The sequence below is a fragment of the Rahnella sp. EDr1-12 genome, from assembly GCF_049206505.1.
GTDB classification, from domain to species: Bacteria; Pseudomonadota; Gammaproteobacteria; order Enterobacterales; family Enterobacteriaceae; genus Rahnella; species Rahnella rivi.
In genome coordinates this window covers 608254-623221 of sequence record NZ_JBLZNY010000003.1, presented here as the reverse complement: position 1 = coordinate 623221, position 14968 = coordinate 608254, and the positions used below count along the sequence as shown (strand labels likewise).

Below are 14968 nucleotides of genomic sequence, written 5' to 3'. Positions count from 1 at the left end.
GCAAGCAGTGTCAGCCGGTCCGTTGATGAATGATTTACCCTGCGCAGGGTGCGCAAAGGCAGATGCCTGACACGAAAAAGCCCACTCGAAAGTGGGCTAAGGGGGGTACAGACTGACTTTTTTAAGTACTACTTATTTTCCCTGGTGTGGCAAAAATCACTCTTTCACCGTTTCCTCTAACGTGAAACGGCCTAACGGATTCTGATGGAAGTCTTTGATATTTTTACGGGTCACATTGCGGTACGGGCTGTAATAGAGATCAATCCAGTTCACGTCGGCTTTCGCCATTTTCTGCAAATCGATATACATCTGTTCACGCTTCTTCGGATCCATTTCAACGCGCGCAGCCGCAACCAGCGCTTTCACTTTTTCGTTGTGGTAGTGCGTCATGTAGTTGTTGTTGGAATCATGCCCCAGCGTAAAGGTGGTTTTCTGATCCGGATCGAGAATGTCGTTGGTCCAGTACATCACCGAAATGTCGTAATCCCCCGCCACCAGCATGTCCCAGCTCTGGCTCGGATCCACCTTTTGCAGACTGGCGGTGATGCCCGCTTTTGCCAGCTGTTGTTGCAGCAGAACCGCGATCTGCTCGTCCACTTCATCCCCGGCGTTGACCAGGTATTTCAGGGTCAGATTTTTCACACCGGCCGCTGCCAGCAGTTGTCTGGCTTTTTCCGGGTCGTACGGGCGTTGCAGGTTCGCGGCGTAGTGATAGAGCGCGCCGTCAGGAATGTAGGAGTTAGCGATTTTGCCGTAGCCGAAGGTCACGGTGTCGATGATGGATTTCTTATCAATCGCGAAATCCAGCGCCTGACGCACTTCCACTTTGGCCAGATCGCCGTGGGCATGGTTGATCAGCAGATGATCTTCGCGGGTTGAGGTATCCAGCTCCACGCTCAGTTTCGGGTCTTTTTGCAGCGAGGCGATACGCGAGAACGGAATCGACAGCGCCGCATCCAGCTCGCCGGCCTGCACCTTGAGCATACGGGTATTATCATCCGGCAACGTCAGCCACTCGACGCCGTCCAGTTTTACCTTGGCGGCATCCCAGTAATACGGGTTTTTCACCAGCTCGACTTTTTCGCCCCGTGTCCACTCTTTCACACTGAAAGCGCCGGAACCCACCGGATGCTCGGCAAAATCATCCGCGCCCTGTTTGGTGAAGGCCTGCTGAGAAATCACCGAGGCATTCGGCAGCGCCAGTTGCGATAAAAAAGCCGCCGACGGGGTTTTCAGGGTGATCACCAGCGTACGGGCGTCGGGCGCGCTGAGGCTTTCAATAATGCTGTAGGAATCTTTCCACATGGAACCGGCATCATCGCGGATACGCGTCAGGCTGAACACCGCATCGGAAGCGGTGACCGGCGTGCCGTCAGAGAACTTCGCGTCGCGCAATTTCAGCGTATAGGTTTTGCCGTCCGGCGAAATCGTCCAGCTCTCCGCCAGCCCCGGCAGCAGTTTGGTGCCGGTGTTATCGACCCGCACCAGCGGATCGAACACGTTGGAGAACACCCAGTTATCCGCGTTTTGCGCGGACTTGATCGGGTCAAATGTGGTGCTGTCTTCACGACGACCGATGGTTAAAACTCCCGCCGCCTGCGCCATTTCGCTGACCAGGCTCAACGCCAGCAGCACCCCGGCGGCCACAACGTTAAAATGCTTTTGCTTCATGTCACCTTCCTTCAGTCATCGGATAGACGCCTTCGCGTTTGTGGCCGTCAAGCACACAGGCGAAAGCATGATCGGCAATATGCCGGGTTTCTGGTGCCGCGCCTTGCCTGCACGCGGCAAGCGCAAAGGCACAGCGAGGATGAAAAGCACAGCCCGCAGGGAGAGAAACCGGGCCAGGCGGCTCTCCCTGTAACGGATGCTCCGGCAGCGGCCGGTCGGGGTCGATTTCAGGGATCGCCGCCACCAGCGCAGCGGTATAAGGATGGCGCGGCGCAGTAAACACCGTGTGCGTAGGGCCGCTTTCGACAATGCGCCCGAGGTACATCACCGCCACGCGGTCACACAGGCGGCGCACAATCGCCAGATCGTGCGCGATAAACAAGATCGCCAGCCCCATGCTTTCGCGCAGATCCATCAGTAAGTTAATGATTTGCGCCTGAATCGACACATCCAGCGCAGCCACGCATTCATCCGCAACGATCAGACGCGGTTCGATCGCCAGTGCGCGGGCGATACCGGCACGCTGACACTGTCCGCCACTCAGCGCCTGTGGCCGTTTCGCGGCGTGTTCCGGGCTGAGGCCCACGCGCATCAGCAGTTCACTCACCCGCCCCGCGATGTGCGCTTTAGCGACTTTCTGATGCACCCGCAACACTTCGCTGATGCTTTCACCCAGCGTCTGGCGCGGGTTCAGCGAGGCGTAAGGATCCTGAAAAATCATCGCGGTTTGCTGGCGCAAACGGGCGATATCGGGCCTGACGCCGTCGGTGATCAGTTGCCCGCGAAAACGCACCCGTCCGGCACTGGCCGTTTCCAGATGCAACATCGCCCGGCCCAGCGTGCTTTTGCCGCTGCCTGATTCGCCCACCAGCCCCAGCGTTTCACCCGCATGAATGTGCAAAGACACACCGTTCACCGCCTGAACGTGGCGCTTTTTCAGGCCAAATCCGGGAACCGGAAACGTTACGGACAGATCCTCAACTTCCAGCAGCGGATACGGCTGCGAACTCAGTTCAGATGGCAGATTCATTTTCCCTCCCGGGGGTCAGCGGATGGTGGCAGGCCGTCGCGTGACTGCCCGCAACCATGGCGGGCTGGGCGGCACGGCACTGTGCGGATGCCCTTGCGCAGCGCGGATGAAAGCGGCAGCCCGCGGGGAAACGTGCTGCCACCGGCGGCTGGCCGGGCAGCGTGATCATTCGTCCGCTGCCGCCGTCGCTGGCGGGCTGGCAATCAATCAGCCCGCGCGTGTACGGATGCTGCGCCTGTGCCAGCACCTGACGTTTTTCGCCGGTTTCACACAGACGACCGCCATACATCACCGCAATGCGGTCACAGGTTTGCGCCACCACGCCGAGATCGTGGGTGATCAGAATAATGGCGATGCCCAGCCTGTCGCGCAGATCGCGCAGCAGCCGCAAAATCTGCATCTGCACGGTGACGTCCAGCGCGGTAGTCGGTTCGTCGGCAATCAGCATTTTGGGTTCGCAGGCCAGGGCCACGGCGATCATGGCGCGCTGGCGCATACCGCCGGAAAACTCATGCGGATAGTTATCTGCACGGCGCTGCGGATCAGGAATACCGACCTGACGCAGCAGTTCCACCGCCTGCAAATGCGCGTCGCGGCGGCTGGCCCCGAAATGCAGCCGGCGGCTTTCGGCAATTTGCTGACCGACGCTCATCACCGGATTCAGATGGCTGGCCGGGTTCTGGAAAATCATGCCGATTTCACGCCCGCGAACGGCGGTCATGCGTTTGTCACTCAGCGTCAGCAGATCTGTGCCATTCAGGCGAATTTCTCCCGCGCGGATGTTCAGCCCTTCGCCAGGCAGCAACCGCATAATGGCGCGGCAGCTCAGGGTTTTTCCGGAGCCACTTTCGCCCACCAGCCCGAGAATGTCTCCCGCGTTCAGCGTCAGCGAGAGCCTGTCCACCAGCGCCACGCCCTGCCGGTCTTCAATGGTTAAACCGGACACCTGCAATAACGTCATGGCCGCTCTCCCAGTTTGTCGCCCAGCCCGTCGGCCAGCAGGCTGAAACTCATCGCCAGCACCACAATGGCCAGGCCGGGAAATGTGGTTATCCACCACGCCGTGGTAATAAAACTCTGGCCTTCGGCAACCATTACGCCCCATTCGGCAACGGGCGGCTGAACGCCAAGGCCGAGATAACTCACCGACGCGCCGCTGAGTAACACCAGCACGCAGTCGGACATCGAGAACACCAGCGAACTGGTCAGTGCGTTGGGCAGCAGGTGTAAAAGTAAAATGCGCGGGTGGCTGTAACCGAGGCTGCGCGCCGCCAGAATGAAATCCCGGTGTTTCAGCGTCAGCACCTGCGACCGCACCAGACGGGCATACGACACCCAACCGACCATTGCCATCGCGATATAAAAACTGCCCAGCCCCGGCCCGAGAATGGCGATGATCGACAGCATCAGCACCAGAAACGGAAACGCCAGCACCACGTCGATCACCCGCATAAAGATTGTGTCCACCGCGCCGCCGAGATACCCGGCAAACGCCCCCGCCAGCGTGCCGAAAGTGAACGGGAAAATGACGCCAATCAGACAAATTTGCAGATCCACCCGCGCGCCCCACATCACGCGGGAAAGGATGTCTCGGCCAAAGTTATCCGTGCCGAACGGATGGGCGAATGAAGGCGGTGACAACGTCACGGATGCATCCTGCGCAACCGGGTCAAATGGCGCGATCCACGGGCTGAGCAGCGCCACTAATATCCACACCAGCAACATCAGAATGCCCAGCCGCAGCGCCTGCTGGCGCGGCAGCCAGCGCAGAGGAAAGTACACCCGCCGCTGCGTGATTAACTTTTCTGTCATGCTCATAACGTCACCCTCGGATCCAGCGCCACGGTCACCAGATCGGCGATCAGATTCACGGCGACCGTCGCCAGCGCAAACACCAGCACCACGCCCTGCACCACCATGTAGTCACGGCTGATGATGGCTTTCACCAGCAACTGCCCCATGCCGGGAATAGCAAATACGCTTTCGATCACCACCGTACTGCCGATCAGCCAGCCGATGTTCACCGCCAGCAGGTTGACCGTGGGCACCAGTGAATTGGGCATCACGTGACGCCAGAAAATGCGGTTTTCGTTCTGACCACGCGCCCTGGCGGCCGTCACGTAATCATTCTGTAATTCCATCAGCAGGCTGGCGCGCAGGTTGCGGGTCAGTACCGCCGACAGCGCCAGCGCGACGGTCAGGCAGGGCAAAAACAGATGACGGAGGCGTTCACCCGCGTCACTGCCGTACCCCGATACCGGAAACCAGCCCAGCGACAGGCTGAACAGCAAAATCATCATGATCGCCAGCCAGAACGCGGGCAGGCCGAGGCCGACGGTGGAAAGCAAACGGATCACCTGATCGGCCAGTTTTCCGCGCTGTCTCGCCGCCGCGGCGGCCAGTGGCACCGCGATCAGCAGCGCCAGCAACACGCTGCCGAGCACCAGATACAGCGTCGGTTCGATACGGGTGGTGACCAGCTTGAGCGTATCGACACGGTAAATCAGCGATTTACCCATTTCACCGTTAAGCAGATTGCGCAGGAAATAGAGGTATTGCTGCCATATCGGCAAATCCAGCCCGAACTGGGCGCGGATACGGGCGATGGCTTCCGGCGAACTGTGCACCCCAAGCAGGATCCTCGCCGGATCGCCGGGGATGGCGCGGACCATAATAAAGGTCAGAATGCTGATCCCCAGCAGCACCGGCAGCAGTTGCAGCGGTCGCCAGAGCAGAAAACGATAACGGTGCATGGCAGTCCCCTTCATGGCGTGTAACGGTGCAAAAACGGACGTGGCGGGCGACATTTGCACCAGCCCGGTGCAGTGTGGCTGCGCCGACCCCGGCGTTTCTCCCCTTTTTTCGGCACGCCTGCGATGGCCTTTTGCCCTGTCGCACTACGTTAGCCGCAGTGGTGCCGCACCGGTAGTTAGCAAAAATACTAGTTTTGCTATCACCGTGATCTGGCACCGCGATTGCATGTTTTTCAGGCACAGGTTGGGCAACGCAGGAACCGTGCCGGAGGGGCAAATGCCGTTTTTACGTTGAAGCATGGCGGAGATGAATTCATGAAACTCGCAGTGACAGAGGGTGCGCAGGGGATGCGGGAAAGTACCGTGGAAGGCGCGTTTGCCCACCTTTTCGCCCAGACATCGCGCCTGGGATTTGATGCCCTGATTTACGATTTCACGCCGGTTCCCCGTTCGCTGGAAGGGGATCTGATCACGCCTTCCTTGTTGCAGATGTGCAATGTACCGGGAGATATGCAGCGGCTGTGGCTGGAGAGCGGATATTATCAGGTGGACCCGGTGCAGCATTATGCGCTGGAGAGCTGCGCGCCGTTCGTCTGGTCTTATCAGCGGCCAGACAACACCTCGCTGCAAAACCGTCTGAGTGACCTCAATAAACCGGTCACACATTACATGTGCGATAACAATATGCCCAGTGGCGCCACCGTGCCGCTGCATCTGCCCAACGGCGGATTTGTTACGGTGACCGGGATCCACACCGGCGCCGGGCACGAGCTGGATATTCATGACGTGCTGGGCGATTTCAGCCTGCTGGCGCTGACCTTTCAGGAGTGCGTGTTTCCGCTGTTCGACAGCAGCGTGCTGACCTGTCAGCACGTCAGGTTAAGCAAACGCGAACGTGAATGTCTGGCGTGGGCGGCGGAGGGATTAACCGCCAAAGAGATTGCCCGTAAGCTGAACCGGTCAATCGCCACCGTCACGCTGCATCTCAACACCGCCGGCCGCAAACTGGGGGCCAGCAACCGCGTGCAGGCGGTGGTTCGCGCCATGCATTACCGCCTGCTCGACAGCTGAGCTTTCACGTTTTCTATCTTTTTTACTAGCTGTTCAGCGCCGCCGCGATGTTTACCCTGTGAGGATTATTCACCGACAGGGGAAACAACATGGTCAAGCTCACTGAAGGCTTTGCGCCGTTTCAGGAATACCAGACCTGGTACCGCGTTTGCGGCGATTTGAACAACGGCGTCACGCCGCTGGTGATCGCGCACGGCGGGCCGGGCTGCACCCACGATTACGTGGATGCCTTCCGCGATATTGCCCAAACCGGCCGGGCGGTGATCCATTACGATCAGATCGGTAATGGCCGCTCCACCCACCTTCCTGATAAACCGGCAGATTTCTGGCAACCGTCGCTGTTTCTGGCGGAACTGGACAATCTGCTGCGCCATCTGTGCATCGAAAAAGATTACGCGCTGCTCGGCCAGTCGTGGGGCGGTATGCTCGGTGCCGAACATGCGGTCACCCAACCTGCCGGTCTGAAAGCGCTGATTATCGCTAATTCGCCTGCGTCGATGGCGCTCTGGTTGCAGGCCGCCGCAAGGTTGCGCAGCGAACTGCCGCCGGACGTTCAGCAGACCTTACTCACCCATGAACAGGCCGGAACGATCGACAGTGCCGAATACAAAGCCGCGTCGCAGGTGTTTTATGCCCGTCACGTCTGCCGCCTCGATCCGTGGCCGGAAGAGGTGAAACGCACGTTCGCCGCCATGGATGCCGATCCGACGGTGTACCTCGCCATGAACGGACCGACCGAGTTTCACGTGATTGGCAGCATGAAAGCGTGGACAGTGATCGACCGTCTCGCGGCCATTAATGTGCCGGTTCTGCTGATATCAGGCCGTTACGACGAAGCCGCACCGGAAGTTGTGCAGCCCTTCGCCGACCACATTAAAGGGGCAGAATGGGTGATTTTCGAACACTCCAGCCATATGCCGCACGTGGAAGAACGGGAAGCATGCATGGCGTGCGTGGGGAAATTTTTAGCATCGGTTACGTGATTCACGTCAACAGCACAGAGAACCACGCCACACGTTGCCGTCAGGTGGATGAATAAACGCAAATCTCAGTGCATTTATTCATTCACTTTACTTAGCTCATCACGCCACATTTCTTATTTGCACAGAGTCTTTACATTCCCGCGCTGTTATTTTCATGATGATAACATTTCCGCCAGTCACACCCTGCCGTTGTGGTTTTGTTTAATTTTCACTGAACCTCCGTATTTATTATCGTGCCCTGAGTCAGCAGAACCTCATTCAACGATCCGGTTTCAGAGAAAATAATGAACGCTACGTGCATCCGAAATTATTTCATTCCCTTCCTGTTATTTCTTTGCCCTGTTATCAGCCATGCTTCACTGATGCTGGATGAAACGCGGGTAATCTATCCGGAGTCAACCCCGCAGCAATCGGTGAAAGTCAGTAACCCTTCCGGCCTCGATTTTCTTGCGCAGGCGTGGATTGAAAATGAATCCGGCGAGGAGGAAGGACGCTTCACGGTTTACCCGCCGCTGTCGAAAGTTACCGCCAATAACGTCACCACCTTGCGCATTGAGAAAATCGACAACACCGGGCTTCCTGCGGATCGGGAAACCATGATGTGGTTGAATCTCAAGGAAATCCCCCAGCGTCAGGTGGCCGACGGTGCGCAGCTGGTGGTGGCGTTTAAAACCCGGATCAAGATCTTCTATCGTCCGAAAGGGATTGACCCCGAGCTGCACGAAAGTTTTACCACCATGAAATGGCGTGCCGAACCCGGAAAACTGATTGTCACTAATCCTTCGCCTTACCATATTACGTTTAATAAAGTCTGGCGGGATGCAGCCAATAATTCAAAGAATGAACTTCCAGCCAATATGGTGGCGCCCTTCTCCTCATTGACGATTTCTGTCCCGGCCGGTTCGACGGTTCACACTGTCTATTACAACATCATTAATGATTTCGGCGGGCTGTCAGAAATACAACACGTCTCTTTGCAATAACGGTTATTTAACGCCTGTCACGTTGCTCTGAGTAAAACTTCCCGTCAACGGGAAGTCGTTATCCATGATGTAAAGAAATAAAGGCAATAAAATGATTTTGAATAAACGTATTTACGCGGGATTACTGGCCGCCGGTCTTTTGCCGGTGATGCATTGTGCTATGGCGGAGGATGCGGCACCCACTGACATCACGATTGAGTTTACGGGTTCCGTGAAAGCGCCGACCTGCACCATCGACAGCAAGACGGTTCACTCGGTTCCTTTAGATGAAATTAACCTGAATAAAATCAGCACTCTTCCCGTCGGCGCAGCCACTGATGAAGGCGAAAAACGCTTTTCTATTTATCTGAACTGCCCGGATCAGATTAACCAGAACAACGTCAGCCTGAAAATTGAAGGGGGAACAGACTCTTCGTCTCCAACTCTGCTCACCAATACTGACACCGATACCGACGGGGCGAAGGGCCTGGGCTTTGAGCTGTTCAGCGCCATGAATGGTTCAGCAACAGCGCTGAAGGTGGATAACAGCGAAGTTCCGTCTGCTGACTACGCGTCACGCCTGAATAATGGCAATGATAACCTTGATTTCATCGTCAAATACGCCAAAGAGGCCAGCACCGTGACAGCAGGCGACGTGGCCTCTAAAGCCACGTTTACCTTCACCTATAAATAAACTGTGCGGAAATAATGCCTGACGCACTTCACCTCATCTCCGCCAGGCATTACCGGACCGCAAGGTCCGGGTTCCGGCTTGCCCCATGACGCGCCCCCGGCCTTTCATCACCCGCTTCCTGCTTTTTTTCTGCTGTTCATGTGCCGCCCACAGCGAGGAGTTCGATATGAATCTGATGGAGAAGATGGGCAATCTGCAGGGCATTGATGCGTCCGTGCTTGAAAAAGGCAGCCAGGTGATAGCCGGTGATTATCCGGTCGATCTGCTGATCAATGCGCAAGACGCCGGTCAGATCACGCAGCCGTTTCGTTTAACCGACGGGACGGTTCAGCCGGTGTTTACGTTGGCGTTGCTGCGCATGTGGGGCATTCTCGCAGACCGAACCCCGCCGGGTCTGCACCCTCTCAGCGCATTTGTCGATAACGCCAAAGCCAGTTACGACGCGGGCAGCGAAACGCTCTCGCTGACCGTACCGCAGGCCAGATTCAGTGCGCCTTCCGACGATATTGCCCCCGAACAGAACTGGACCCGCGGCCTCAATGCCGCCCGCATCAACTACAACATGAACATGCAACGCAATACCGGCAGCCAAAGTCGTCATGACAGCAGCCTCAGTTCGACCCTGAACAACGGGCTGAATCTGGGCGACTGGCGGCTGCGCAATGACGGGTACTTCAGCGATAACAGCCGCGAACGCAGCCATTACCAAAGCAGCGCCAGTTACCTCACCCGTGATATCCGCTGGCTGAAAAGCACGTTTCGCGGCGGCGATTTTTTTACCGACGGCAAGATTTTTTCATCGGTGTCGCTGCGCGGCATGACGCTGTATTCCAGCGAGGAGATGCGCCCGGACAATCAGCGTTTTTACATGCCCGCCATCAGCGGAACGGCACGCACAAATGCCACCGTGGTGATCCGTCAGAACGGATTTGTCATCGACCAGCGGCGGGTGACGCCCGGCCCGTTTCTGATCACGGACATCCACAGCGCCAGCAGTTCCGGCGATCTGGACATCAGCGTCGTTGAAACCGACGGCAACGTGCAGCATTTCACGCAGGCGTTTAATACCATCGCCGCCCTGCTGCCGCCCGGCGTTTTCAACTATGAAATGTCGGGCGGCCGCTTACGCAACGGCGGCGCGCCTGACACCGCCCTGCAGCCCACCCTTTATCAGGCCAGCGCGTTTTACGGGCTGGATAACACTTTTACCCTGCTGGCCGGTCAGCAGATGGCGCAGCAAAACACCTTCCGCTACCAGAACAGCGCGGGCGGTGTGGTGGCGAATATGCCGGTGCTCGGCGGGTTGTCTTTGCTGCTTAAACGCAGTCAGTCCAGGGCGGCTTCCCGCCCTGGTGTGGAACAGGGTAAACAGCTGGAAACGCTGTTCGTGCGTTCGCTGAATCAGACCCGCAGCACCCTGAACCTGAGCTGGAAACACAGCTACAACCCGCACTATCAGGAAGCCGCAGACGCGGTCAATGCCGTGAAAAACAGCCCGGCGAATGCCCGCTATCGTGACCGGTACAACCTTCAGCTGGATCAGAGCTTCGACGCCCTGACCCTGATGCTGCGCTATACCGAAGACCACACCTGGCGGGGCAACAAACAGCACAGCATCCGCTTTGGCCTGAGCCTGAATTACTGGCAATCCCAGTTTCAGGTGTTCTTCGCGCATCAGCATGACCTGCAAGGCGTGGCCGATAACAGCATCACGTTCAGCCTCGATATTCCGCTGGGCCGCGATCAAAAGCACCGTGCGGGATACAACTTCAACAGCGATTCCCGCGGGGGGCATCAGCAAACGGCATCGGTAAACGGGGCATTTATGGATGATGACCAGCTCACTTACGACGTGAACATGTCCGGGCAGGACAGCCCGCAAACCAGCAATATGTCAGGCACCTACAGCGCCTCGGGCGGGCTTATCAGCGCCGGGTTGTCTCAGGGAAGTGGCTATCAGCAAACCAGTTTCGGCCTGCAGGGCGGCGTGATTATGCATCACCACGGCGTGACCCTGAGCCAGCCGCTGGGGGATACCGTGGTGCTGGTGCATACGCCGCAGACCCGCGGGCTGAAAATCGAGAACAGTCAGAACGTCTATACCGACAGGCAGGGTAACGCCGTCATCAGCTATGCGGTGCCTTACCATGTGAACGATGTCGAGCTGGATCCCAACTCTCTCGACCGGCAAATCGATCTGCCGTCCACCATCAAACGCGTGGTGCCGACCAGCGGCGCAGTGGTGGAAGCGGAGTTTAATGCCATCCGCCACGATCGCCGGTTCGCCCGTATTGTCGATAAACACCAGCACACTTTGCCGTTTGGCGTGACGGTGCAGGACGCCAGCCAAAAACCGGTGGGCACCGGCGGCGCCGCAGGCGTGCTGCTGGCGGATTTCACCGCGGTGCGCTGGCCGCTGACTGCCCTGCTCAACGGCCAGGTGCTGTGCCATATCCCGCAACCGTCGACAGCCTCCGACCCTTCAAACCTGTGGAAACTCTCATGCATGTAAGTCTTCGCGCCCGGCCTTTGCGGCTGACGGCCCTTCTGCTGTTACTGTTTTTCGTCGCGGCCAGCGCATCGGCGACCCGTACCTTAATGCTCAAAGCCGGTACGCTGCCGGTCAGACAAATTCAGGCCAACGGTTCGCTGCTGGCCACCTTTCCCGCTGCCCCGCTCAGCCGCGTAAATCTGCCTGCGCAGGCCCTTCAGGTCGCGATGAGCTATCCGGTGTGGAATGAAAACCGGGGCATTTATCACACCGGTATACCGGGCATCGGCTTCAGCTTCTGTACGCAGGAAGGCAGCGGTTGTCTGCATAACGGCAGCGCTTACCGCCTGGATCCCGCGGGCGAGGGGATCAAAAACTTCGCCATCCGGCTGTATAAAACCGGTGATGTGCAGGCGGGAGATTACGACCTGCCGGCGCTGTTTACGCTGAGCCTGAACGGAGCCCCGCTGCTGGCACCGGGTCTGAGTGCGCTGCGCCTGAACGTCAGCCAGTGCAGCGTGACCCGTGAAAACCTGCGGGTCACGTTTCCGGACGCGGTCATCAGCGCTGCGCCGGTGCTGTCAAGGGTGAGTTTTCACCTGCCGGTGAGCTGTAAAAATGCAGCCGATTACGACAACCTCGCCATCCATTTCAGTTTTAACGGCACACGTCCGGATGCGCAGCACATCGCCACCAGTTTGCCGGGGATCAGTCTGCGGGTGAAAAATGAGGAAGGGAGATACGTCGATTTCAGCGCGCCCGCCACCGGGCAGAACGCCCGGTTTCATGATACGGACTATGTCGCCGAACTGACACGCAACCCCGGCGAGCAGCCCGCCGCCGGAACGTTTGTGGTGAGCATTACCGCAGAAGTCGAATTGCGTTGAAAAACCGGTGGCGGGGGTCAGCCCGCCTGAGCGCAGGCCAGTTCACCCAGCCGCGCCAGCCCCTGAACATGGCTGTCATCAAGTTCAACACACACCGCGAGACGCAGGCAATGGCTGTAGGCCTTGCTGCCGGAACAGAGCAAACCGGGCATACAGAGTATTTTTTCATCCAGCGCGGCGTGGAACAGCAGCAACGTATCGAGGTTTTCCGGCAGCTCAAGCCAGAGGATAAAGCCACATTCCGGGCGGCTGACGCGGGTGCCCTGCGGAAAATGACGGGCGATGATGCCGCGCACGGTGTCAATCTGGCGGGTGTACAGCCGTTTCAGGTGGCGCAGGTGAAGTTCATAGCTGCCGTTTTCCAGAAACATGCCCAGGGTTTCAGACAGCAGGGCGGGTTCCGCTACGGTCGAGGTGAATTTGAGCTGACGGACGACATCGCGGAAGCGCCCGGCCTCCAGCCAGCCGATCCTGAAATCCGGCGCGACGGTCTTGGTGTAACTGGCACAAACCAGCACCCAGCCCTCTTCATCGAAAGCTTTGATGTTGGGCACGGCGCGTTCGCCGTATTGCAGTTCGGCATACATGGCGTCTTCGATGACCGGGATGTGATGGGTGTTGGCCATTTTCGCCAGACGCTGCCGGTGCTCCTCGGGCATGGTGAAACCCAGCGGGTTCTGCCCGCTGGGCACGGTGATCACCGCAGCGACTTCGCCGTCGTCAATGCGCTTTTGCAGGGTATCAAGGCACATGCCGGTGTGAGGATGGGTGGGGATTTCAATAACGCGTCGCCCGAGATCTTCGAGCATCGGGTAGAGGTTATAAAACGTCGGGGTTTCCAGCGCGACGCCGTCTCCGGGGCGGGTCGAGGCCCGCACAGCAAGGCTGAGTGCTTCCATGGTGCCGTGAGTGATCAGAATATCCTCGGCGGACAGCACCATCCCCAGATGCACGCCACGGCGGGCAATTTGCGATCTCAGGCGAACGGATCCCGGAGGAAGTGCGTAAGACGTCAGGCTGTGATTGTTGGCGCGCAGCAGCTGCGAGGTGAGCTTGCGCAGCCGCGTGGCCGGGTAAAAGGCTTCACCGACCGGGCAGGCCAGCGCCAGATCGAGGAAATCCTCTTTGGCGTGGTTATCGAGGATCACCGAAAGCAGCCGTTTGATTCCGCTCAGTGACAGCTTTTCAGGTGCGTGGGTCAGCGCCGCTGGCGCTGAAAGCACGGGGATGTTGTTACTCACAAAATAGCCCGCCTGCGGGCGCGCGACGATAAGCCCGCGATCTTCCAGCAACCGGTAGGCAGTTTTCACCGTATTGACGCTGACGTTGTGGCTGTTGGCGTACTCCCGGATGGAACGGATACGGGAACCGGGCGGTAACTGACCATTAGTGATCGCCGTGGCGACCTCTTTGGCTAAAATTTCATAGGTAAACATGCTTAATCTCCACAACGTAATGGTCACAGTTTACCGCGTTTTTACAGGCTTTAATACCGGACCTCCTCGCGGAATGGCACGGCTTAACGCGGTTATTGTGTCCTTTGATTCAGACTTATACTGTATCTGTACCCCTTTTTCTGAAGGGTGTAGCATCTTTCTTTATACAGCTGACTTTTATTTATGGTCCGGGAGACTGTGATGGAACTGAAAAATCATTCGCCACTTCAGGTTGGGATCCTCGTTTGTCCGGGGGTTGCCATCATGGATCTGCTCGGCGCTCATGCCGTATTCGGTATGACGCCGGAGGTTGAGTTGCATATCCTCTGGAAGAATAAAGATCTGATCGAGGCCTCGCCCCGCCTGCCTCTGGCCGCCACCACCACGTTTGACGAGTGCCCGCCGCTGGATGTGCTGGTCATGGGCGCGGTGCCCGCAGACATGAACCGCAACCCTGACATTCTGGCGTTCATTGCCCGTCAGTCGCAACACGACCCGTACCTGATGGCAATCTGCGGCGGCGCGCTGCTGTTAGGCGCCGTGGGCCTGCTCAAAGGGCGCAAAGCCACCACCAATTTTCATCTGCTGGAAAGCCTGCCGCTGTTTGGGGCTGAAGCGGTGCCGGGCGGCGCGGTGGTTCAGGATGGCAAATTGCTGACTGCGGGCCCGGCCACCGGCGGGTTTGAAGCTGCGCTCAGGGTACTGGCAGCGTTGCGTGGCGAACATCAGGCAAAACTGGTTGAGCTGACGATTGAATATCATCCTCAGCCGGTATTTGGCGTTGGCACGCCGGAACGTGCAGGCGAGGAATTAACCCGTCAGTCGAAAGCCTTATATAAAGATCATTTCGGTGCCTGCCGTGATGCCGCGTTGTCGTATTACCGCGCGCGTTAAACGCCTGATGGCGCACATACGCTGTTCTTTTCATTCCGGCACACAGATGCCGGATAGTGTTTTTTATTAATCCATACTTTTTTAAACCCCAGGAAA

General features: G+C 57.9%; 13 protein-coding genes. 7 read left to right on the top strand and 6 right to left on the bottom strand.

The annotated features are described in order from the left end of the window. Positions 1–156 precede the first annotated feature (156 nt). From ACO0U8_RS16550 to ACO0U8_RS16530, 5 genes are read right to left on the bottom strand one after another with little or no spacing between them, the layout of a single operon-like run. Positions 157–1671, bottom strand: coding sequence for an ABC transporter substrate-binding protein (locus tag ACO0U8_RS16550; protein WP_421671263.1), 1515 nt, complete (start codon positions 1669–1671; stop codon positions 157–159). A gap of 1 nt (position 1672) precedes the next feature. Beyond that, entirely contained in the window at positions 1673–2701 is a 1029-nt protein-coding gene (locus ACO0U8_RS16545; RefSeq protein WP_421671262.1) for an ABC transporter ATP-binding protein, read from the bottom strand. Next, entirely contained in the window at positions 2685–3662 is a 978-nt protein-coding gene (locus ACO0U8_RS16540) for an ABC transporter ATP-binding protein (protein ID WP_421671261.1), read from the bottom strand. The genes ACO0U8_RS16545 and ACO0U8_RS16540 overlap by 17 nt, the downstream gene beginning before the upstream one ends. Next, positions 3659–4519, bottom strand: coding sequence for an ABC transporter permease (locus ACO0U8_RS16535; RefSeq protein WP_122096747.1), 861 nt, complete (start codon positions 4517–4519; stop codon positions 3659–3661). The genes ACO0U8_RS16540 and ACO0U8_RS16535 overlap by 4 nt, the downstream gene beginning before the upstream one ends. Beyond that, the gene (locus ACO0U8_RS16530; protein ID WP_056780070.1) at positions 4516–5454 is read right to left on the bottom strand and encodes an ABC transporter permease; all 939 of its coding nucleotides are present in this window, start codon (positions 5452–5454) and stop codon (positions 4516–4518) included. Before ACO0U8_RS16530 ends, ACO0U8_RS16535 begins: the two co-directional genes overlap by 4 nt. 315 nt (positions 5455–5769) lie before the next feature. On the opposite strand from ACO0U8_RS16530, the gene ACO0U8_RS16525 reads away from it, so the two are divergent. From ACO0U8_RS16525 to ACO0U8_RS16500, 6 genes are all read left to right on the top strand, one after another. Then, a complete protein-coding gene (locus ACO0U8_RS16525; protein WP_421671260.1) occupies positions 5770–6525 on the top strand; it encodes a LuxR family transcriptional regulator in 756 nt (251 codons plus the stop codon). 89 nt (positions 6526–6614) lie between these two features. Next, entirely contained in the window at positions 6615–7508 is an 894-nt protein-coding gene (locus tag ACO0U8_RS16520; RefSeq protein ID WP_421671259.1) for a proline iminopeptidase-family hydrolase, read from the top strand. A 284-nt stretch (positions 7509–7792) separates the two neighbouring features. Further along, positions 7793–8491 carry a molecular chaperone gene (locus ACO0U8_RS16515; protein WP_421671258.1) on the top strand — a complete coding sequence of 233 codons (699 nt, stop codon included), beginning with the start codon at positions 7793–7795 and terminating at the stop codon, positions 8489–8491. Positions 8492–8582: 91 nt separating this feature from the next. Further along, the gene (locus ACO0U8_RS16510; protein WP_183849568.1) at positions 8583–9164 is read left to right on the top strand and encodes a fimbrial protein; all 582 of its coding nucleotides are present in this window, start codon (positions 8583–8585) and stop codon (positions 9162–9164) included. A gap of 166 nt (positions 9165–9330) precedes the next feature. Beyond that, entirely contained in the window at positions 9331–11676 is a 2346-nt protein-coding gene (locus ACO0U8_RS16505; RefSeq protein WP_421671257.1) for a fimbria/pilus outer membrane usher protein, read from the top strand. Continuing rightward, the gene (locus tag ACO0U8_RS16500; RefSeq protein ID WP_122096753.1) at positions 11667–12542 is read left to right on the top strand and encodes a hypothetical protein; all 876 of its coding nucleotides are present in this window, start codon (positions 11667–11669) and stop codon (positions 12540–12542) included. The genes ACO0U8_RS16505 and ACO0U8_RS16500 overlap by 10 nt, the downstream gene beginning before the upstream one ends. A gap of 17 nt (positions 12543–12559) precedes the next feature. On the opposite strand, the gene ACO0U8_RS16495 is transcribed toward ACO0U8_RS16500, so the two are convergent. Then, positions 12560–13978 (bottom strand): PLP-dependent aminotransferase family protein, encoded by a 1419-nt coding sequence (locus tag ACO0U8_RS16495; protein WP_421671256.1) that lies wholly within the window; start codon positions 13976–13978, stop codon positions 12560–12562. A gap of 201 nt (positions 13979–14179) precedes the next feature. Between ACO0U8_RS16495 and ACO0U8_RS16490 the strand changes: the two genes are divergently transcribed. Continuing rightward, on the top strand, positions 14180–14872 hold the full coding sequence (locus ACO0U8_RS16490) for a DJ-1/PfpI family protein (RefSeq protein WP_072158165.1): 693 nt from the start codon (positions 14180–14182) through the stop codon (positions 14870–14872). Positions 14873–14968: the final 96 nt, after the last annotated feature.